The organism is Magnetospirillum sp. ME-1, from assembly GCF_002105535.1.
In the GTDB taxonomy this organism is placed as follows: Bacteria; Pseudomonadota; Alphaproteobacteria; order Rhodospirillales; family Magnetospirillaceae; genus Phaeospirillum.
This window is the reverse complement of record NZ_CP015848.1, coordinates 2,696,325-2,715,853: the sequence shown is the minus strand read 5'-3', so window position 1 is coordinate 2,715,853 and position 19,529 is coordinate 2,696,325. Positions and strand designations below refer to the sequence as shown.

Genomic DNA, 19,529 nt, shown 5'->3' with positions numbered 1-19,529 from the left:
AGGCAGTACGGGCATGTTGCACCTCAGATGCAACATGGCTTCACGCATTATGTCTGCCAGTGCATCCCGAATATCCGGCCTTGTCGCAAGATCAATCCGATCATTCATTCCCGCCCCCATTGGTTTCTCTCACAATGGACAAGATAGCAGAGCTAGACGTCAGCTTCGGTCACCTAGCTGCGTAGGCCCTATCCAGCGCCGCCACGGCCTGCTCGCCGCCCCGCACCGCCTGGGTGTAATGGCCGAGCGTGACGGTCGCATTGGCGTGGCCGGCCAGCTTGGCCACCAGGCCGACCTCAATGCCCTGGGCCTGCAGAACCGAGATGAAGGCATGGCGGGCGCTGTGGGGCGTGACGTAGGGCAAACCCAGGGTCTTGAACGCTGGCTCCCAATAGCGGCGCCGGAAATTCTGGTAGAGAAGTGGCCCTCCGCCTCCGAGACGGGGCTTCGGCCAGGGTTGGAGCCGCCCCGGGCCCGGAAATACCAGATGCAACTCTCCACCCTTCCTCGGGCATCTCGCGCGCCAGGACAGCAGCATCGAGCGCAGGGTCGGACTCATGGGGATGTCGCGAGTACCAGCCTCGGTCTTGGTCATTTCCGTCAACGCGCCATCCCGCTCCAGAATGCGGCGGATGCGAATCACGTTCGCGTCGAAGTCCACCTCTTGCCACAGCAGCCCAAGCTGCTCGCTGGGCCGCGTCCCGGCCAGGAACGGGAATGCGTAATAGATGCCGTGTTCCAGGTCGGTCTTGGCCGTCTCGATCAGGGTGGCGATCTGGTCCGGCGTGAGGATCGCCTTCTTGGTCCGGTTCCGGGTCTTGCCCAGTCCGGTCGGCATGGAAGGGGCCCGCACCCCGAAGTCCTCCTCGGCCAATGCCATAATCGCCTTCAAAGCCGACTTGGCGCGGTTGGCCGTATAGATGCCGGCATCTTCCGCCACCTCGCGATGCCACCCACGGATCTGGGCGGTGGTCAGGTCGTTGATCTTGATCGTCCCAAGGCGCTTGGCGAGCCGGGCGCCCTTCGGAACCTTGCCGGTCACGCGATACTTGTCGCGCTGCTCCGGCGTGCCGAGGAGGACAGGCCCTCGGATGTGGGCAACGACGATCTCGACGGCGCCATAGGTGTTGGGTTTGACCTTGCCCTTCTTGTCGGCCAACCAGTGGATGACCGCTTCGGCCACCGTCGGCACTTCTCGACGGTCGGTATAGGCGCCGGCGTCGATGGACACCGTCAGTTCGTTCCGGCGTTCTTGGGCGTCCTTCTGGCGCTCGAAGAATTCCTGTTTCCGACCACCAGAGCGCGGGTCCTTGTAGTTCAGGACCCAGCGCACCTGGTCGACCTTGGTGCCGTCCGCCAGCTTGCGGTGGCGGACCCGGCGAGTGAGGTTGATGCTGAAGTCGTTCATGGCTAACTACCTGTGATGACGACAAAATATTAGGAAATCACCGTCGGAACTCCGGCACAATTTGTCGCGGAATGGCCCAGATGACCGTCTCAGCCCCCTCGTTGTAACCAGCGAGGTAACCGGGCCGATCTCCACCATTGGAGAGCCGCGTGCTCCGGCGCCCTGAAGGGCTTCGGACTCCAACCCGATCCGGGGTGGGATCGCGGCCCCGAGGCGGATCGACTGCACCAGCGTGCACCACCTTTGCACCACCTTTGGTGAGAGCGGTGGTGGGCCAAGGCCAGCCGAGGACGCGGCCTCGGAGGCCCTTGCACCACCTGCACCACCTGCACCAGTGGTGTGGGGGGGAGTGACGCGTTTGCGCGGCGCGCTCGCTGCAACACCGCTGGCCCAATCGCCGAGATGGGTGGTGCAGTTGGTGCAGGTGGTGCACGATGAGCATGGGCGCTTCGCCTCATAACTCAATACTCCGGGCCCGGGGTTGTCCCCGTGTCCGACGTTACCCACTCGAACTCAATTCCGAACTTTCTTGAGAAATAGTTCCGGCATTCGTCGAGGGGCGGGAACTCATACCCCCAGATCCGTCGGTCCGTTTTTTCTACAGTTCGTTGACATCGACGACTGCGTCCCTCTGTAGCTGGAGGCATCAACACTTTCAGGCGCATGCCCAAGGTTTCTTTACTTCCGACCCTCGCCCCCTCCTGCGAGCACCAATCGGTATAGCCTTTCCGTATCTCTTCAAACGACACCCATTCGCGCCAGGAATAACCGCCAATACCCCCCTCTCTCAGGGCATCCAGGTACCAGCGGTCTATGGGGGGCAATGACAGCAGCTTCTGGCTGGCCAAGGCCTCGGTCGCGGGCACGCTCCGAACGTTGAATCCCAACAGGTCATATTTAGTCAGCAGATCCAACAACGCCTCGCGCCCTCCGGCCTGCCATTCCGCCTCAATCTGGGCGAAGTATGCATGATCCTGGCGGTGGGCATCGCTCACATCGAGAACGAGATACCGACGCTCATCGGCACTGGCCGGCACCACCCAGTCCGAGTTGCTGGCCATGATCAGGTGGACATGATTGGCCACCTGCTTTGAATCGATCCCTTTTCGCTCGACCCGGATCGACCGACCGGTGATCAGGGTCTTGAGCACCCCCTCACCCTGCTTATCGCCCGCCCAGAACGCCTCGTCGGCGAAGACCAGGATGGCAGATTCCAGGTGGGCGTTGAAATTACCAACCAGATGGTGGGAACTGGCCAACTGGACATAATGCTCGCCGAAAAGTTCGCCAACATGATCTGCGAAGAACGTCTTGCCGGTCCCCTTCTCGCCACGAAGGACGACGGCAACTTCACCTGGGTCCCACGGGCGCTGAACGGCTCGAGCAATCCAGCCAATAAGATATTCGTACAAGCCTTGGTCGCCACCGCAGATCACGTCGTGGAGCAACGCCAGAAATTTTGTGCAGTTTCCAGGTGCTGGCTCAACGGCCATGCCTTGCCAGAGATTATATGTCGAGACCGGCAGATTCTTGCCGGGGGCGAAGATCACCCGATCATACTGGCGCCGGCCCGGCCACTTTAGCCAGGCGTCGCCGAGAGGCGCCTGTCGCGGCTTGGTCGATCCTTGAACAATAAGCCATCGATTACCGAACGCCTCGCGGAACGCGCCGGGGCTGATGTGTTGAAGCACCAGCCGCTCCGTCAAGGGGTCCCTCTCTTCCTTGAATACGAAACCAGTTCGTCCGTCCAGGGCATAAAAGTGGTCACGATTGATCCGTGATAGATCGGGAGCCGACCGGCGGGGCGACCAAGGCCGCTTCATTCCCGCTCGAATTGCCCCTATCGCCGTCTTGCGCGCCTCGGCTTCTTCGAGACCCGCTGCCATTGCGGCTCGGATAACTTGGTCAAGGGCATCGTCATGGGCGATGGCCCCGGCACCGACCATTTTGCCGACAATGAACCCTTTCCTGTTCAGGGTGTCATTGCGAGACCCGGACGCGGCCTCTCGGATCCGCGTCAGGCATTCGGAAAGATCGGACGCCACTTCCTCCAGGTCGCCGCCGTTCAACGGCGTGTTCGGCTCTTCCACTGATGCGGCCGGCTGAGGTTTTAAAATTGTGATCAGCCAATCCGGCAATGGGGGCGGCGGCACGTAGACCGGCGAGGTCTGCCAGGAATATTGGCCGACCGGCGAGCACGATGGCGGAACGATGATGTAGCCATCATCACCTCGGACATCCACGCCGCTGGCGATCCGCCCGGCGGAACATGGTATCCGCTCGCCCGGGTGGGAGAAGTAAAGGTGCAGCCCGTCCCGGGGAGTCATCGACATCGGTCCTAAAGGTAGCCCCTTGGCACGAGCTTCCTCGATCCAAGGCCTACCATCCACCCCCTTGGTCTCGTCGACATCAATGTCGATGACCACCAGGCCGCTTTCCGCGCCGGTCCTGACCGCAAGCATGCCGTCGGGATGTCGGGTAAGGGCCTTATCAAGGCGGGCGATGTCGGAACTGGCGTTCTTAAATCCGCCCTGCTGTCTAGGCTTCTTGTCCGGGCCGCACATGAAGAGATGCCAGCCAAGTTGGACCAGGTTGGCGGCGGCGCTGAGCAGCGCCGCCTTGTTGGTGATTGCGCTGGTCATTGGCTCAGGCCCTCCCGTGCCGCTTCGATAGCATCGATCACATCCGAGAACCGGACGTAGGGGTAGCCTCTGATCGGCACGTAATCGATATGCCCAGCGGCCAAAGCCGCAGCCAAGTCGGCTGGGTCTATTCCCAGGAAATCTGCCACCTCGTCGAACGCGTGGTGACGCTCGACGTTGGAATAGCCCCCTCGTTGCAGGCCATGGCGGCCACGTGCAGCCGCCAAACTGGAAAGGTCGGTGCTGCGGACCATGCGGCGCATGGCCCAGCAGGGGAAGCATTCGGTCGTGCTCATGCCCGCCCCCCAGCATTGATAGCCGCGACGACCTCGGACAGCCGGACAAGGCGCCGGCTGTTCAGCAGGGCGTAGCTGGGGATCAGACCTGACTTGACGGCCCGTCGCAGCTTCCAGGGGTGAAGATTGAGCAGGCTGGCCGCCTGATGGATTGAGTAGAGTGGCTCAGGCTGAGAATGGCCTGCCTCTCGGTCGTCGATTTGTGAGTGCATTTGATTGCTCCAGGGTTGTTTCCCTGGGCAATTTGGTTGAACGTCTGGGTCGTTGATAGGTCGATAACAGTGGGTGTTTTCACCCGTGAAATCAAACCGATATCAGTTTAAGCTGGCGTATGCCTCGCCGCACCATTTGTACCCCCTCGCGGAATATGACGAACTCCTTGCAGTCATTGCTGCGATGCGACATTGCCACGAGCAAAAGGTTCTTATTGTCTTCAAACTTGGGACGAAGACGGCGCACCATTCTGTCGTGCCACTCTGGAGCGCGAGCAGAAAATTGATCATCCAATGTGCGGCCCGCTGCCCGGAACAATTCTGGAAAAGACCGAGGATCTCCGCCACTAAACGCGTCTCGAATGTACTCTTCAGCAATCGCCTGAAGCCATCTACCATCGCCTTCTACGGCCTTGCGTCCAGTTGTGGGCTGGAACCGATCCCCGAACAAGGCTTGCAACGCCTTTTCGACACGGTCAGCGTCGGTAGCTCGCAGTTTATCCTCGGGGTAGCTTTGGACTATTTCAAGCAGAATTTGCCGAATGGCCGCCTGGGGTTCAAACGCTTTGGTGACGAGGTCATCGATCTCGTCATCAGATAAATACCCATCGTCGCCAGACCATGAACAATCCTCTGGGCCGATACGCTCTACCCCCTCTCCCGCAAACTCCGCCATGAATTCGGGCACCTTATTTGGTTTCGTCTTCATGTCTTTCCCTCGAGTGCATTTTTCCCAATCCTAAGCCACTTCCCACCACACGATAAGTGATGATGATTGCGCGTAATGCGGCCAAAAGTGCCCAGGATTTCCGTCGCCATGGGCTTGGGCCCTGCGAGGCAGCCGTTGAATTCTGCGCCGATTACTCAGGCGGCAATATCGTAGAAACTCTCCGCTGGGTCCTCGATCAGCTTGAGGTGCGCCGAGTGGCCGACAACAACAACGACGGCGCCATTATTTATGAGTGAAGGCCTCTAAAGGCCGTTCCGTATTCGTAACGGTACGGAAAAATTGTGCCTTCCGGCCGCGCATGTTGAAATAGGGGAAGATCCATCAGGGCCGCCGATATGCCACTATCTCAGCCACGCCAGCGGAACTGGCGCCAGATCGAACTGGAGTTCAAGGCACGGATCCCGATCCGCTCCATCACGTTGCGGCATGGCCTGACCATCGAGAAGCTGTATCGCCGCGCCCGGCACCATCGGTGGGCCGATGATCGCCTGACTGATATTGATCTCGCGCAAATCCGGAACGGTGAGGGTCAGCAACCTTCGCCCAACCACCACTTGGTCAACCAAGTCGTCTGTCAGCCAGGATGTTATGTGAGCCGAGACGAAGCCAGCGCCTTCCGGGCCGCCATCATAGACGCCCTTTATGGTGACCACCGGCGGCTGGCAGCGACGGTGAGATATCTGCTGGAGAAGGGGATCAACGCCATCGGCAACCTGAATTTCCTTCGTTCACCGGCGGATGATCTCAAGGCGATTGTAGCTGCCTTCGATGAACTCCATCAGATGGAATGCAAAATCTACCGACAAGCCTGATCGCGCCATCCCGCTTCCATCAGCAGCCGCTCCCATCCAGGGGATGTTTCTGACCTAGCATCGACTTCGGCAATAATAGATCCGATATCCAGATGCCCACACGACATCAGCGCCGGGTCGAGGGCGATATCAAAGCGCCGGAGGTCAATTCGGTCCGCATCCCAGCAGGCGCCAAGGGTCGGATCATCTGAACGCTTTGCCCAACTGTGATCGGCACAAGCCTGCTGAAGCAGTTCGGCTTGTTTTGTCGTGATTGGCAACAACCCCTCATCAAAAAGCCGCGCCGCCAATTCGGCAGACCGAAATCCATGATCAGGATCATGCCCCTCGTCTATGCGGCGACAGTCATGAAATAGGGCAAACAGAACCGTGACCAGGGGATCGGCATCAGAGATACGGGAACATATGGCTAATCCAGCCAAAGCCACCCGTTGCCAATGGCAGTCGCCATGGAATTTGGAAATCAACAGGGAACTGCCCCCTCTGACCTCACTCAGAACCCGATGTACATGTTTCGATAAAAATTGATCATATGCCTTCATCGTCGAACTTCTGCCCAGATTATCGAACTTGCCGTACTCACGGTGGAAGGCCAGTCGCACGGTGCCCAGCGGCCCGTGGCGCTGCTTAGCGACAATGACCTCGGCGGTGTGGCGTCGGGCATATCACACCACTGGTCCTGGCAGCCAAAAACCCAAGAAGGGCTACCAGCGTGGTGGCAAAAGGGTTCTGGCAAATGCCCAAACCTATGGGGTTCCCAAGAACGACACGTTGGATCGTGAAAACCAGAACCTCAACCAGATCATCGCCTTCGCCAAGAAGGAGGGGTTCATTGATTCCGGGAATCTTGCCCACATTGATAAGCTGGATGCCGATGGTGATGTTCGACCGGCTTTCACCAGCCAGCAATGCGACACGTTGATCCAGATGGCGAAGGATCGGATGGGGGAGGATCGTGGCAAACACATCCAAGCCCAACGCCGGTCGCTGTACAATTTCGTGGTCCTGCTTCGCTACACCGGTCTACGTCCCCATGAAGGCTTGAACCTACAATGGGGTGATATCGATCTGGATCGCAGCAGGTTCAACATCAAGAAGGGCAAGACCGGCAAGCGGGTGGTTCCCATGGCATTCCCGGAATTGATCGCCATGTTCAGAGAGATACTGGCGGATCAAACCATTGATGGGGTTCTACCCACTGGGTTCCTCTTCACCAATCCCAATGGCAAACGGATCGGTTCGTTCAAGACGTCCTTCGAGACGTTGGTAAAAGCCTGTGGGTTCAAAACCGATGATCCCAAGGGCTATTCCCTCTATAGCTTCCGGCATCACTTGGCGACCTACCTTACCGGCGTGGGGCTTCCAGATGGGTTGTCAGTTCAGATCATGGGCACCAGCAGGCGCATGATGGATGCCCATTATGACCATTCCAATGCCAGTGCCGTGCTGGAATGGTTTGATAATCGGCGGGGTCCGTCTGGAAATTCAGGTGTGGTTCAGGTGGTCGCCGGTGCTGGTCCGCTGCTTCAGATGGGTAGTGATGGGCTGCTGGTCCTGGGATGAAAATTCTCGGGAAATTTCTGGTCGGTCATATTCAGAAGATCAAAATCCCTAACGAAACTCCTCTAGACAGTAGTTTCGTTAGGGATTTTCGGAGGCTGACCTGAAGGCTTGAAAATTGGGAGTATCAACTTTTGTTTGTCAGGTAGCAATTGCGTTTCAAAATATACAAATATATCAGTTACCGGCTAAATTCAGCTTCAATAGCAAGCATAATCAATGGACGGTGGTCAACGCAATTTTTTGATATCCAATGTCTATATTGTGTATCTTCATAGACAATATGAACTCGTAGCCATGAATCGACCATATTAGGCAGCTCATTAGCTATAGACATATTAGATTTTGCATACGTGGCAGACGCATCAAGGATCTTTGTACGGAATTTATCATGAAGTACTTTATGGCGCTGAAGGTTGGGGTAGCCAACTTTTTTCATTGCCTTTTCTTCTCTCCAGAAATGCCCATCGACATATTCTTTTAGCATTTCGATGGCACTGGATATTACCAAGTCGTCGGAATCAACTGCTAAGCTTTCATTTAGAAGCTTGGCTAGTTCAAAAAATGCGAGATGGTCAGCATCAATAGCTGGATCACCGATTAGTAAATCAGGCGTGAATTCGAATGGAATCAGGGGCTTGTAAACTTTTAACGGTTCGTGCTGGGACATTTGGGTTTCCCCAATAACTGGTTCTACCCAGATAGCAGACACAGAAATTGTGGTCGCTGCTGCTCCCATTTGGGACGTACAGCCAGAAAATTTGCACAATTCCCAGGAAATTTCGTCGATACCTCCCATTTGGGAGTATTGCGACCATGCCCCGTGGGCGAACCTACGTGAAGGTAAGAATCACTTTCCACTTACGCGCCTACGGTGATCACCGATGCATCAAAATTTAGCCCAACAGACCGATTTTGATTACGTGAGTGTGCTTATTGATCAACAGCGCCAAAAGCTTGTGCAATTAGCCAACATGGCAAGGCGTTTCAATGAATTCAGGATGGATTCAGATTCTGTCAAATTGGTCTTTGACCAGCTTGCTGAACATACAAGGACGCTCTTTGAACTAGAAGAGCCGCAACTCTTCGAGATAGATCAAAATGCATACAACCAGCACAAGTTTGCACACGATGAAATCAGGCATAGAATTGCATTATTTTACAAAAGGAAAAACTTAGTTAGTTACAGCATGATGATGAGGGCAATCAAAATTCTGATTGATCACCTTGAATCCGAAATACAACGCAGTGCTACATAATTTAAATGCCATAATAAGGCAGAGAATATAATAATGGACGTGTTATCACCAGCAGAGCAAGAGGCACTTTTCCAGAAGATCATTCGCAAAATGCCTTCGGTTCGAGACCCTTCAACTTTAGAGGAGCTTGCACTCTTGTCTCTATCGATGATGCTCAGACGAACAACGTCGGCTGGACTAAGGACATCACTGAGTTGGAAAATCAAAAGTATCATAGCAAACATTAAAAAAGTGCCGCCTGAAAATGACCTTCAAATTGTCATGCGAGCTGCGTCTCACGAATGCATAAAAGTTCTGCAAACTGCGAAATCATTACGCACATCAAGAAGCGACAATAATAAATAACTGACCACACGGCGACACCATTTAAAAAAGCTTTTGCAACATATTTGTTAATTCAAGAGGTTAAGATGATCCAGATGACAGATGATCTCCGAATTGGGCATCCAATCATTGATATGGATCATCAGCGCCTGTTTGATATAATTAACGATTTCAATCGGCATTCAACTTCACTTACCAATGAACGAATGATGCACCAAACGTTAAAGGCTCTTCATAAATATGGCGAGGAGCATTTTTTGAGAGAGCAGAAGATCCAGATTGAATTTGGATATCCATACTGCAATGGACACACGGCAGAACATAAAAAGCTATCTGATCAGATTGCAAATCTCGCCACTGACTTTTTCATAAAAAAATCTAAGCGTTTGGATAGAGATGCGATCAACTATCTCAATCAATTTCTTGAAGATTGGATTGTCCGTCATGTGAAGAAGCATGACATGACGATGCAGCATTATCTGGTCAAATCAGTACCTTCTGATTGTGATGACGGCATGACAGTTGAACGTTTCCGTTGCCTCGATATGGTTGCACTAGTCATTGACGAAAGCACCAAGTCTCGAGAGTTCATAGCCAAAACGTTGATCCGTATGGGTATCGTCATCGTTCTTGAGGCGGACAGCATCGTTGATGGCATGAAAAAGTCCGTCAGTGACCCTGTCCCTGATTTCCTGGTCGTCAGCTCTGGCTTGGAGTATCAGAAATTCATGACCGCCCTAAGGTCGGCAAAGAAAGAGTATATCGCCGAAATGCCAGCAATCTTGGCTCTTGATCCCATTGACGTGGGTTCCGCTGGCTTGGCGGAAGCGTGCGGCATGCAGGGATCATTCACCAAGGTCCAGAACCCCAAGGACATTTCCATGGCGATTAGAGGTTCGGTCACCTACCAGTAAGTTATCCAACAAAATGATAATATTAACTAGCCTATGGGGCTACTATGACGAAAAGTTCATATGGAATTGTAGAGAGCTTTCTTCATTCACATGTTGATTATATCCAAACTTTAGTTGGTATCGTTAACGCCAACAAGGTAACCGATGATATTATCGATAAAATACGGGACGACAAAATTTGCAGGATTGGCATTTGGATATCATCACTAGCTGAGAGATATAGCTCAGATGCAAATTACATTGCATTAATTGATGCGCACAGATGTTTTCATGATGACACTGCAAAAGTTGTGGCAGAATCATTGGATGGAAATAAAGAAAATACTATTTCCGCGCTGACTAACATAAATTCAATGACTGGCGGCGCATTTCATGGAATTCTTACACCGCTTACGCTTTTTCTTTTATCTACAACAAATGACGAAAATGCTCGGTTTTAACGCATAAATTGCTTTTATTATTCTTGATACCTGGGTACTGAAACCAGGAGTGCAAACCCCCATGCCTTCAAAACAAGCATGGGGATCGGCAGCACGCTCTTGGACTGTCTCCCAAACCAAAATGCGGCGCATCTGCATCCAGCATTAATGCTCTTTTCTGCAGATACGGGCACGCTACATCTTGGGTTGTGGTTCGAATACGCCCATTTGGGACTGATCCAGCTGCGCCATTGATCGACCTGCTAGGTATTCATTTATCGGAGATCAAAACCCCTAACGAAACTTCTCTAGATATTAGTTTCGTCTGGGATTTTTCGGGACTGACCCGAAGGCTGGAATGTTGGGAATCTCAACTTTTTGACCAGCGATCCAATCGAACTCCCCATGCAACCACTCTAAAATCTGAGGTCGGCAGAAGATTCTATTAGTGGTATCTTGCGTCAAAGATTCAAAATTCTCTGGGATCGCCCTGCTTGGGAGCCGATAAGATGCAACACCCCAAAAGCCAGCCGTTCCCAGCTCATCTGCTAGATTTTTCCATACTGGTCGTCGAAGACTGCAGAGCTACTAATAAAATAATCAATAAATTGCTCATAGCTGACGGGTTTAAAAATATCTCTGCTGTTGATAGTGGAGAGGAAGCTATAGAATTTCTTGATGCGACCGAAAGAGTGCCAGATATAATTTTAGCCGATTGGATAATGTACGAAATTGATGGGCTGCAATTGCTTGAGTACGTCAGAAATATAAGCCCTCATTGCATTTTCATAATGGTAACTGTGCAAGATTGCCCTGAAGCAGTGATGCTGGCAAAAGCTCATCATGTTGATGGTTACATTGTAAAACCAGTTACACGACGAAAACTAATCGATGAGATCGAATTGTCAGTTTCAAGACTGTCAATAGCTCACGATTAATCTCTCAAGAGATTTCATTCCTCTATTTACTCATTAAAATCGTCGACGAAACTCATCTAGTTAGTAGTTTTGTCTGGGATTTTCCGTCGCAGACCTGAGGCTGGAAAGTTGGGAATCTCAACTTTTCTGGATCAGCTTGCTGGGATCAGTTCGATCTCGCTGCTGGCATCAAACATCCGGCGGGCTATGCCAGTCGCCTCGGCGGCTCTTGCCCAGAACACCTTGATCGTCCACCGACCACCAACAAATCCCTGAGCTTGGAATTTCTGTTTTGGGGCATCGGGGTCAATCTTGCGGGTGTTCCGGCGACTACGGTTTCGCATCGACAAATTGGAATGGAAGACCATTGAAAACCCTAAAGCTTTTTCGCCAAATGGCTTGGATCTTCGAATGACCAAGCCTGCCATATAGTCATCGATCATGACCTAATTTCGGTGATTGGCTACCGAATCTTTCCATTTGGCTAACCCATCACCCCATCAAATTGACCGCCTTCTTCAGCATGGCATCGTTGACGTCGATATAACGTTGGGTGTCGCCGTCAACGGTCGGTATCGAAGAGAAGAAGATCGTTCAGCTTCGCACGACCTTCCTGAACGGGTTGCCATTCGCAGATCAGATGGACCCCGCTACCAGTTTGTATGAGCTGGTCAATCCGGAGCTTATTCAGACGCTCAGGCACGCGATCCTTGGGTGTCGTGAATTGCAATTACGATACCGGCGTCGAAATTCCACCAGTGACCACCTCAGGGTCGTTCAACCGTATGGCATTATGTATGGCCATCGCCATTACCTGCTCGCCTGGGTTCCAGGGGAGAAGGAAGTCCGCAGCTACAGCCTACCGAATATCTTGGAGGCCGAGGAGACCGGCCAAAGCTTCGTCCGCGATCCCGCCTTTTCACTCCATGACTACGCGGCAAGATCGTTCGGGGTCTACCAACAGGAACCATTTAAGGTGGTATGGCTGTTCAAGTCAGAGGCTGCCGCCGATGCCAGGGAGTTCCAGTTCCACCCATCCCAAACAATTGAGGACCAACCCGACGGAAGTCTATTGGTCAAGTTCAAGGCCGGTGGGCTGCTAGAAATGGCCTGGCACCTGTATCAGTGGGGCGATGCGGTGGAAGTCCTATCACCGCCAGAGCTCAAGGAGATGCATGAGAAGGCAAACGTGAGGTGGCCAGCAAGGCCCTGAATGACCAAACAGGGCCGGAAGGGAAAGTTCGGGTTTGAAACGTAAGGTGGACAGTGCCGTCGAACGGTGATCCGGCCGTTCATGACCTGATTTCGGTGCGGTTATGCCCTAATCGGTCAGATGGCCAAATGGAAATTGGTGTTGTCCAGCGCGCTGGTATTGATGTTCTCCAGCGTGCCGACCAGATGGGAATTGCTGGACGTCGCCGCATCCATGTTGGTGGTGTGCCATACTTCCACGTTAGCGCCGTTCTGGATTGCCACGATACCCGCGTTGGCATTGCCGAAATCTTGGGCCGCCCCCGAGACGGTGGCAGTGCCTTCGGCATAGTTGGCAGCCGCCAGGGTGCCGCTGTTGCCCAGTCCGAATTCGCGGTCGGACAGCGAAAACTGATCTCCGGCGAAATCGGTGACGGTCTGGGTGGCGGTGGCGCCGGTTGAGGAGTGCAGAACGAAGGTGTCCACCCCAGAGCCGCCGGTGACGGTATTGGCTCCGAAGCCGCCATCCAGGTATTCTGCCCCCGTGCCGCCAATGATAGTGTCGGCAAAGTCGCTGCCCACCGCGCCGCTCATGCCGGTCAGTGTATCGGTATAGGCGCCGTGGGTGGCGGTGCCGCCGGCCAGGTCGATGGTGACCCCCGTCACCTGGTCCTGGTAGGAAACCGTCGTGGTGCCGTGACTGCCATCCATCACGTTGTTGCCGTCACCGCCGGCCAGCATCCATTCCCCGGTGCCTGCCGTCAGCGTATCGGCGGAGTTGCCTCCCAAAATCTCGGAAATGCCAAACAGACCGACGGTGGTGGAGCCGCCAATCACCGCGCTGGTCCCGCCATACATGTCGGCGACGATAGCGCCGGCAGCGTGGCGGAAATCAGCCAGATCGTGACCGCCTCCGCCGACCAGGCTGGTGTTGCCGGAATGCCAGATCAGAAGATCGTCTCCGGTATTGCCGGTCAGCGAAGTGTCGGAAGCTGTGCCCACGACCACGTAATCAGTGCCGGCCGTCGTGGCTCCGCCCTGCCCGACGATTCGATGGGTGTCGCCGGCCGGATCGATGATGGTATCGGTGGTGACGCTGGCGATGGAAAGTGTGCCGCCGCCATCCAGCACAGCAACCAGGTCCGATCCGTTCAACGACAGATCACGCACTAGGGATTCCATGTGGCGTCCGGCAATGTCGAACCGGATGCTTTCGCTGGCTCCCGCGCCGTCCAAGGCCAGATTGCCGGTGGGCAGGGCGGTGATGTCCAGCATATCCGCGCCGCCGCCACCCAGGATGGTGCCGGTGCTGGCAACGCCGACCATGAAGGTGTCGCCGAAGGTCGAGCCCTGGATGATCTCGACACCGGTGAGGGTGTCGGTACCGCCGGAATGCACCACGGTAGCGGAGCCCGAGCCGATGGTGGCGGTGATAGCCGAAACAGCCGCGCCGTAATCCACCGTATCGGTGCCGGTGCCGGCATCAACGATATTGCTGCCCAGGCCGCCAGCGATGGTGTCGTTACCGCTGCTGGAGGTGATGGTGTCGTTGCCACTGCCAGTGGTGATGTCGAGCCCCGTAGAATAGGCCGAGGCATTGGCCATGATGTTCCCGGTAGCCTGTGAACCATCCACAACGCCGATGCCGGCCGCAGTGGCCGCACTCCCCAGTGTGAGGTTGAGCGCCGCCGAGCCGGTATTGATCTCCAGGGTTGAAACGCCTGAAAGCCCGCTGAAATTGGCGTCCACAACCGTGCTGGCCGAAGTGATGTGGGCGATAGCACCCGACGAGGTCACTGGCGACGATATGTTGACCTGGATGGTGGCCTGGGCAACCTGGCCGGTCTGGTCGTCCACCACCCCCACGACGAAGGTGTCGGTCACCGAAAGATTGGCCGCCAGGGTCGCCAGCGGAGTGAAGATCCACTTGCCGGTGATGGCGTCGATGCTGGCCGTCCCGTGGGTGGTAGCCAGGGAAGATTGCGGATTCCCGCTGCCATCGATGATGTGGAAGCTCACCGTGTCGCTGGAAGCGGTAGTAGCGGGCAGACCAAGGATCCATCCGCTGACCGCTTGATCGGCGCTGACCGCCTCGCTGGCCGAGGCCAATCCCTGCGACAGCTTGAGCGCGATGTTGTCCAACTGGATTTCGGCTGGGCCGGTATAGTACTGGGGGACCAGTTCCTGCAGATCCAGCGTATAGGTCCCCGGTGAAAGCGCCGCCATCTGGGACGACAGGTCGATATTGACGTTGTGCACCGCTCCCGCGTCCACGGTGGTGCCCGGCACCGTGTAGGTATAGACGGTGGGTATCACATCGCCGCTGCCATCTGTGACATGCACGGTGAACACCCGGTCGGCGGTGGGCTGGCCGTCTCTGGCCACGCTGAAGGATGGCCCGCCACTCACCTTGAACGAGAAGGACAGCGAGGCATGAACCGGAGCGCCGGTCAGGGTGATGGGCTGCTGGAGATGAAAGTAGAGAGGAGTCTCGTAGAGGATGGCGCCATTGCCGTCCAATACACCGCCATCAAAGCCGTTGAGCGCCACATGGCTGCCGTTGAGCGAGCTTGCGGGGTACACCATCCAGTTGGTCAGAGGACTGCCGCCATTGGCCACGGTCGGACTGAGCGACGCCACCCAGCCGGTGAAGGTGCCGGTTTCGAAGTCGCCATTGACGACGGGATTGCTGGCCACTTCCGCCAATAGACCGTGGCTCGGCGCAGATACCGTGGTGGTTGCCGAGGCGGTCACCTGACCTCCCCGGCCATCGACGATGGTATAGGACAGCGTGGCCGGGCCGGAATAACCGGTGGTCGGGGTGAACACCACAGTGGTCGCCGTTTCGGTCACGGTTCCATGAGTGGCGCTGACCGAACCCAATCGGATCGAAAGCACATCGTGATCCGGATCGCTGGCATTGGCCAGCAGGTCCGATTTGAGGATCGTGATTGTGCTGCCCGCCGTGCTGCCGGGAAGTGTCACCGCCGAACTGGTGGGATCATTGTTGACCGGGGCCGGCGGCGGCGGCGGCGGCGGCGGAGCCGGCGGAGGAGGTGGCGCAGGAGTCGGCGGCGGCGGCGGAGGAGGAGGAGGAGGAGGAGGTGGTGGTGGGTGGGGGGGGTGGTGGAGGTGGCGGAGCCACATCGACAACCGCGGCTTCCGCGCTACCACCTGGTCCGGGTCCCTGACCCGCCCCTGCGCCCTTGCCACCCCCGGCACCGGTGCCGCCGGCGGGGGCTGGTGCAGGAGCGGCAGGCAGGGCGGGAGCCACGGCGGGCGGCGGAGCGGGCGGCGGAGCAAGGGCAGCCACGGCGGCAGCGGCATTGGCCGACACCGACCAAGAGCCGGCGGATGTAGCGCCGACGATGCCCGAGCCGGCGGAATTCAGAGTGAAGCTCTGCCCGCCACCGCCCAGCCCGCTGATGGCCACCTCGCCCACGAAATTGGAGCCGGGATCGGGCAGCAGGGCTACGGTGGTAGCGCCCCCCTCGCCCACGGAACCGGCGACGGTGGTGCCGCGGATGCCCAGGCTCATCACCGGGGTAATGATACGGGCTGAATCGGGCTGGGTTTTGGCGATATCGCCAGACACAAAGGAAAAGCCGCCCTGAGCCACAAGGAAGCTTTCCTTGCCGGTCTTGCTTGCGGGGTCATAGGTGAACTCGTCCAGCCCGACCAGCCCCTTGTCCTTTAATGTGAGCGTGGTGCGGTCGGCAAAAACCAGGGAAATCTGGGCGCCCTGGGCGGTCTCCACCGAATCGCCTTGGACGAGGGCGGCCCCAGCCTTGGCCGGAGCCTTCTGGCCGTCATGGATGATCCAGGCGTCGCCGCTAAGTTTGTCGATCTTGCCGATGACCGCCTTCGCGGATGGCTTGTCCGTGCCACTGGGCACGGAATCTGCTACCGGGCTGGTCAGATTGGAGGCCGCCGGTAGGACTGACGGATCAAGGCGCATGGTTCTTACACCTATGGCCGGTCATCACAGACTCCCTTCCGTGGTAGACAGGGGCAATCGAACTGGCCTGCCAATGAATCGACATTTCCCAGATAGGCCGCCCATCCACCTCTGAGTGGCGAAAGAATAACCAAATTCTAGTCCACCTGGAAGGTTGAATGGCACAGTTTTCCAATGGGACAGGCGTACTTCACTTGTTGTTATCCTCGAACTGACGCTCCAGGCTCTGAGCAATGCGTATTTCTGTCGTTGGAGATCATCGATCATGCCGAAGACTTGACTGAATAGATCTTTCGGCTCCGTGGTCTCCCCCGTTAGGTTGCCACAACGAGACGTTGTTCGCTTTACAATTCCATGCTCACCGCCTCCTGGTCGACTGGCAGGACGACTACAACCATGCCCCCGGTTACCGCCCGGTTACTCGCATCAGGCTCCAGCCAATTTCAACGCCGTATCACCAAATTTCATGCAGTCCAGTCCGGAGAAATGCCCAGATTGACCGTCAGACGCTGCATTTGGCGGAACTGGGTTGCAATTTAGCGTACACAATGATACCGAGTAAACGTGGTGATTTCTTGCTTGCCAAGGTTGGGGTCGAGGGTTCGAATCCCTTCGCCCGCTCCAATCGGACCACGAACAAGGCCGCGGGAAACCGCGGCCTTTCGCGTTTTGGGGATTCGTCTCACCCCTCGAGCGCCCGCAGCTCGGCGTTGGTGTAGCGCAGGCGGCTGGCCAGGATGCTGGCCAGGCTTTCCATCAGGTTCATGCCCACCTTCTTGTGGCGTTCGGCGAAGACGTCGAACGATTTGCGCGACAGCACGTAGAGATGGGCCTCGGTGAAGGCCATGGCGTCGGCCGAGCGCAAATCTCCGTCGAGGAACGCCATCTCACCGAAAAACGCGCCGCGGCCGAAGGTGGCGATGTGCCGGGCATGGCCGCCGGACAGCGGCAGCACGATGCGCACGATGCCCTTGCGGATCAGGAACAGCTCGTCGCCCTGGTCGCCGATGGAGAAGATCTTCTCGCCGGCGGGGATCACCCGGACTTCCATACTCTTCTCAAGCTCGTCCAGGGTTTCCTTTTTCCGGGCCTTGAACAGCTCGATCTCGGTCAGTTCCAGCGGGGATTCCTCGTTGGAGGCCAGTTCCGCCTCGGCCAGGATGCGGTCCTCGACCCATTCCATGGCCTCGTCGGCCTCGCCGAAGATACGGACCGGCTGGCCCGACCGCACCACCCCGGTCTGGTCGAAGTACTTCTCCATGTCCTTGCCGCTGGGCAGGTGCTTGGGAATCTGGCTGAAGATCAGCACGCCCTGGCGCTCGGCCAGGATGTCCTTGATCTGGTCGAGCATGTGGGCGGCGGTGATGTCCACCGACTGGACCCGGCGCATGTCGAGGATCAGGTACTTGCGGGTCTTGAGGTCGTGTTCCAGCGCATGGAACAGCTGGCTGGTGGTGCCGAAGAACAGGCTGCCCTGCAATTCGGCGATGGCGGTCTGGCCGCCGCGCTCGGCCAGGATGTCCATCTCGTCCTGGGTGCGCACCCGCTTGGAGAAGGACTGGTCGCCCGTGGCGATACGGCGGACCACCGAACCATGCACCTGTTCGCGGATGAACAGGAGGACGGCCAGCACCACGCCGATTCCCGATGCGACGATCAGGCTGATGGACAGGGCGCAGGCCACCACGGCGGCGATCACCACGAAATCCATGATGGTGTCGCGGGATTTGAGGAAGTTCAGGCTGTGCCGGTCGATCATGCGCACGCCGATGACCAGCAGGATGCCCGACAGCGAGGCCACCGGCACCCACGAGATCAGATTGGCCAGCAGGGCGAAGGCGATCAGGGCGGCAATCCCCTCGACCAGCCCCGACAGCTTGGTCTGGGCGCCGCTGGACATGTTGACCAGGGTGGCGCCCATGGTGCCGGCGCCGGGAACGCCGCCCAGCATTCCGGCGGCCAGGTTGCCCAGGCCCTGGCCCATCAGTTCCCGGTTGGAATCGTGGCGGGTGCGGGTCAGGGCGTCGAGCACCACGCAGGTCTTGAGCGTGTCGATGGATAACAGCACCGCCAGGGTCAGCGCCGGAATCAGCAGGTCGCGCAGGGTGGAAAGCCCCAGCTGTCCCAGGGCCGACCAGCGGGCGGCGAAGCTGTCCATCAGGCTGCCGCCCTCGCCGCCCAGGGCGCCGACCACGAAGCTGTTGCCGTCAAGGGTCATCAGGGCCGGATCGAACAGGCCGAGCCCGAGATAGGTGAAGATGCCGGCCAGCAAGCCCAGCACCGGGGCGGGAACCTTTTTGGTGACCTTGGGCGCGGCCAGCATGACGATGATGGTGGCGGCGCCCACCAGCATGCCCTGCCAGCGCCACAGCGAGGGCGACACCAGCGCCTCGCCGAACTTGACGCCCTTGGGCGTGCCGAGAAAGCGCGGCAGCTGGCTGCCGATGATGATCATGCCGACACCCGACAGATAGCCGCTGACCACCGGATAGGGCATGTACTTGATCAGGCGGCCGAGCTTGAGCGCGCCCATCAGCAACTGCAGACCGCCGGCCATCAGTCCCATCAGGGCCAGCAGCAGAAGGCCCAGTTCGGGGCTGCCGCTGCGGGCCACGTGATCGATGGCGAAGGCCGACAGCACCGCCGCCGCCGGGGCGCAAGGCGCGCTGATCAGCCGGTTGGTGCCGCCGAACAGCGGCGCCAGCAGACCGAGCGCCACGGTGCCCAGGATGCCGGCGACGGCGCCCTGGGCCCCATACTGGCTGCCCAGGGCCGAGAAAATGGTGACGCCGAAGGCGATGGCCGAGGGCAAGGCCACCAGCATGGCGGCGGTGCCACCCCAAAGGTCACCCGAAAGAGTGCCGGGCTTCAAAGCCTTCATCCCGCA

18 protein-coding genes are annotated in these 19,529 nt (G+C 57.1%); 8 read left to right on the top strand and 10 right to left on the bottom strand.

Annotation, left to right across the window (positions count from 1 at the left end; genetic code table 11):
• Positions 1-169: 169 nt before the first annotated feature.
• The 4 genes from WV31_RS12900 to WV31_RS12885 form a co-directional block, all read right to left on the bottom strand.
• On the bottom strand, positions 170-1,408 hold the full coding sequence (locus WV31_RS12900) for a tyrosine-type recombinase/integrase (RefSeq protein ID WP_085373944.1): 1,239 nt from the start codon (positions 1,406-1,408) through the stop codon (positions 170-172).
• 461 nt (positions 1,409-1,869) lie between these two features.
• Complete coding sequence (locus tag WV31_RS12895) at positions 1,870-4,050, bottom strand: bifunctional DNA primase/polymerase (RefSeq protein ID WP_168185937.1); 2,181 nt, start codon at positions 4,048-4,050, stop codon at positions 1,870-1,872.
• Positions 4,047-4,346 carry a hypothetical protein gene (locus tag WV31_RS22160; RefSeq protein WP_168185936.1) on the bottom strand — a complete coding sequence of 100 codons (300 nt, stop codon included), beginning with the start codon at positions 4,344-4,346 and terminating at the stop codon, positions 4,047-4,049. Before WV31_RS22160 ends, WV31_RS12895 begins: the two co-directional genes overlap by 4 nt.
• A gap of 303 nt (positions 4,347-4,649) precedes the next feature.
• Entirely contained in the window at positions 4,650-5,267 is a 618-nt protein-coding gene (locus WV31_RS12885; protein WP_085373941.1) for a hypothetical protein, read from the bottom strand.
• Between the two features lie 59 nt (positions 5,268-5,326).
• Between WV31_RS12885 and WV31_RS12880 the strand changes: the two genes are divergently transcribed.
• Both WV31_RS12880 and WV31_RS12875 read left to right on the top strand, forming a co-directional pair.
• The gene (locus WV31_RS12880; protein WP_085373940.1) at positions 5,327-5,524 is read left to right on the top strand and encodes a hypothetical protein; all 198 of its coding nucleotides are present in this window, start codon (positions 5,327-5,329) and stop codon (positions 5,522-5,524) included.
• Between the two features lie 99 nt (positions 5,525-5,623).
• Entirely contained in the window at positions 5,624-6,100 is a 477-nt protein-coding gene (locus WV31_RS12875) for a hypothetical protein (protein WP_085373939.1), read from the top strand.
• Here WV31_RS12875 and WV31_RS21690 read toward each other — a convergent pair.
• Positions 6,085-6,567, bottom strand: coding sequence for a hypothetical protein (locus WV31_RS21690; RefSeq protein ID WP_237051288.1), 483 nt, complete (start codon positions 6,565-6,567; stop codon positions 6,085-6,087). The genes WV31_RS12875 and WV31_RS21690 overlap by 16 nt on opposite strands.
• A 169-nt stretch (positions 6,568-6,736) precedes the next feature.
• On the opposite strand from WV31_RS21690, the gene WV31_RS12870 reads away from it, so the two are divergent.
• Complete coding sequence (locus tag WV31_RS12870; RefSeq protein WP_085373938.1) at positions 6,737-7,663, top strand: tyrosine-type recombinase/integrase; 927 nt, start codon at positions 6,737-6,739, stop codon at positions 7,661-7,663.
• Between the two features lie 178 nt (positions 7,664-7,841).
• Here the strand turns inward: WV31_RS12870 and WV31_RS12865 are convergent, their stop codons facing one another.
• Positions 7,842-8,330, bottom strand: coding sequence for a bacteriohemerythrin (locus WV31_RS12865; RefSeq protein WP_168185935.1), 489 nt, complete (start codon positions 8,328-8,330; stop codon positions 7,842-7,844).
• A gap of 214 nt (positions 8,331-8,544) precedes the next feature.
• On the opposite strand from WV31_RS12865, the gene WV31_RS12860 reads away from it, so the two are divergent.
• The 4 genes from WV31_RS12860 to WV31_RS12850 all read left to right on the top strand — a co-directional run bounded on the left by WV31_RS12860 (position 8,545) and on the right by WV31_RS12850 (position 11,514).
• Complete coding sequence (locus tag WV31_RS12860; RefSeq protein WP_085373936.1) at positions 8,545-8,919, top strand: hypothetical protein; 375 nt, start codon at positions 8,545-8,547, stop codon at positions 8,917-8,919.
• Positions 8,920-9,329: 410 nt separating this feature from the next.
• The gene (locus WV31_RS12855; protein ID WP_085373935.1) at positions 9,330-10,157 is read left to right on the top strand and encodes a bacteriohemerythrin; all 828 of its coding nucleotides are present in this window, start codon (positions 9,330-9,332) and stop codon (positions 10,155-10,157) included.
• A 44-nt stretch (positions 10,158-10,201) separates the two neighbouring features.
• Positions 10,202-10,597, top strand: a complete 396-nt coding sequence (locus WV31_RS21685; protein ID WP_145980866.1) for a hypothetical protein — start codon at positions 10,202-10,204, stop codon at positions 10,595-10,597.
• A 473-nt stretch (positions 10,598-11,070) separates the two neighbouring features.
• A complete protein-coding gene (locus WV31_RS12850) occupies positions 11,071-11,514 on the top strand; it encodes a response regulator transcription factor (RefSeq protein WP_168185934.1) in 444 nt (147 codons plus the stop codon).
• A 131-nt stretch (positions 11,515-11,645) separates the two neighbouring features.
• Here WV31_RS12850 and WV31_RS21680 read toward each other — a convergent pair whose 3' ends face one another.
• Positions 11,646-11,936 carry a hypothetical protein gene (locus tag WV31_RS21680; protein ID WP_145980865.1) on the bottom strand — a complete coding sequence of 97 codons (291 nt, stop codon included), beginning with the start codon at positions 11,934-11,936 and terminating at the stop codon, positions 11,646-11,648.
• A 110-nt stretch (positions 11,937-12,046) separates the two neighbouring features.
• On the opposite strand from WV31_RS21680, the gene WV31_RS12845 reads away from it, so the two are divergent.
• Positions 12,047-12,706: a WYL domain-containing protein gene (locus WV31_RS12845; RefSeq protein ID WP_085373933.1), complete on the top strand. Its 660-nt coding sequence runs from the start codon at positions 12,047-12,049 to the stop codon at positions 12,704-12,706.
• A gap of 116 nt (positions 12,707-12,822) precedes the next feature.
• Here the strand turns inward: WV31_RS12845 and WV31_RS22300 are convergent, their stop codons facing one another.
• From WV31_RS22300 to WV31_RS12830, 3 genes are all read right to left on the bottom strand, one after another.
• Positions 12,823-15,669: a cadherin-like domain-containing protein gene (locus WV31_RS22300; RefSeq protein WP_085373932.1), complete on the bottom strand. Its 2,847-nt coding sequence runs from the start codon at positions 15,667-15,669 to the stop codon at positions 12,823-12,825.
• Positions 15,670-15,685: 16 nt separating this feature from the next.
• On the bottom strand, positions 15,686-16,579 hold the full coding sequence (locus WV31_RS22700; protein ID WP_261340862.1) for a FecR family protein: 894 nt from the start codon (positions 16,577-16,579) through the stop codon (positions 15,686-15,688).
• Positions 16,580-17,324: 745 nt separating this feature from the next.
• On the bottom strand, positions 17,325-19,523 hold the full coding sequence (locus WV31_RS12830; protein WP_085373930.1) for an SLC26A/SulP transporter family protein: 2,199 nt from the start codon (positions 19,521-19,523) through the stop codon (positions 17,325-17,327).
• Positions 19,524-19,529 lie beyond the last annotated feature (6 nt).

Bases quoted from the DNA above. Each gene is read 5' to 3' on its own strand.
- WV31_RS12900 (WP_085373944.1), bottom strand. From the start codon at position 1,408: ATGAACGACTTCAGCATCAACCTCACTCGCCGGGTCCGCCACCGCAAG.
- WV31_RS12895 (WP_168185937.1), bottom strand. From the start codon at position 4,050: ATGACCAGCGCAATCACCAACAAGGCGGCGCTGCTCAGCGCCGCCGCC.
- WV31_RS22160 (WP_168185936.1), bottom strand. From the start codon at position 4,346: ATGAGCACGACCGAATGCTTCCCCTGCTGGGCCATGCGCCGCATGGTC.
- WV31_RS12885 (WP_085373941.1), bottom strand. From the start codon at position 5,267: ATGAAGACGAAACCAAATAAGGTGCCCGAATTCATGGCGGAGTTTGCG.
- WV31_RS12880 (WP_085373940.1), top strand. From the start codon at position 5,327: ATGATGATTGCGCGTAATGCGGCCAAAAGTGCCCAGGATTTCCGTCGC.
- WV31_RS12875 (WP_085373939.1), top strand. From the start codon at position 5,624: ATGCCACTATCTCAGCCACGCCAGCGGAACTGGCGCCAGATCGAACTG.
- WV31_RS12870 (WP_085373938.1), top strand. From the start codon at position 6,737: ATGACCTCGGCGGTGTGGCGTCGGGCATATCACACCACTGGTCCTGGC.
- WV31_RS12865 (WP_168185935.1), bottom strand. From the start codon at position 8,330: ATGTCCCAGCACGAACCGTTAAAAGTTTACAAGCCCCTGATTCCATTC.
- WV31_RS12860 (WP_085373936.1), top strand. From the start codon at position 8,545: ATGCATCAAAATTTAGCCCAACAGACCGATTTTGATTACGTGAGTGTG.
- WV31_RS12855 (WP_085373935.1), top strand. From the start codon at position 9,330: ATGATCCAGATGACAGATGATCTCCGAATTGGGCATCCAATCATTGAT.
- WV31_RS21685 (WP_145980866.1), top strand. From the start codon at position 10,202: ATGACGAAAAGTTCATATGGAATTGTAGAGAGCTTTCTTCATTCACAT.
- WV31_RS21680 (WP_145980865.1), bottom strand. From the start codon at position 11,936: ATGATCGATGACTATATGGCAGGCTTGGTCATTCGAAGATCCAAGCCA.
- WV31_RS12830 (WP_085373930.1), bottom strand. From the start codon at position 19,523: ATGAAGGCTTTGAAGCCCGGCACTCTTTCGGGTGACCTTTGGGGTGGC.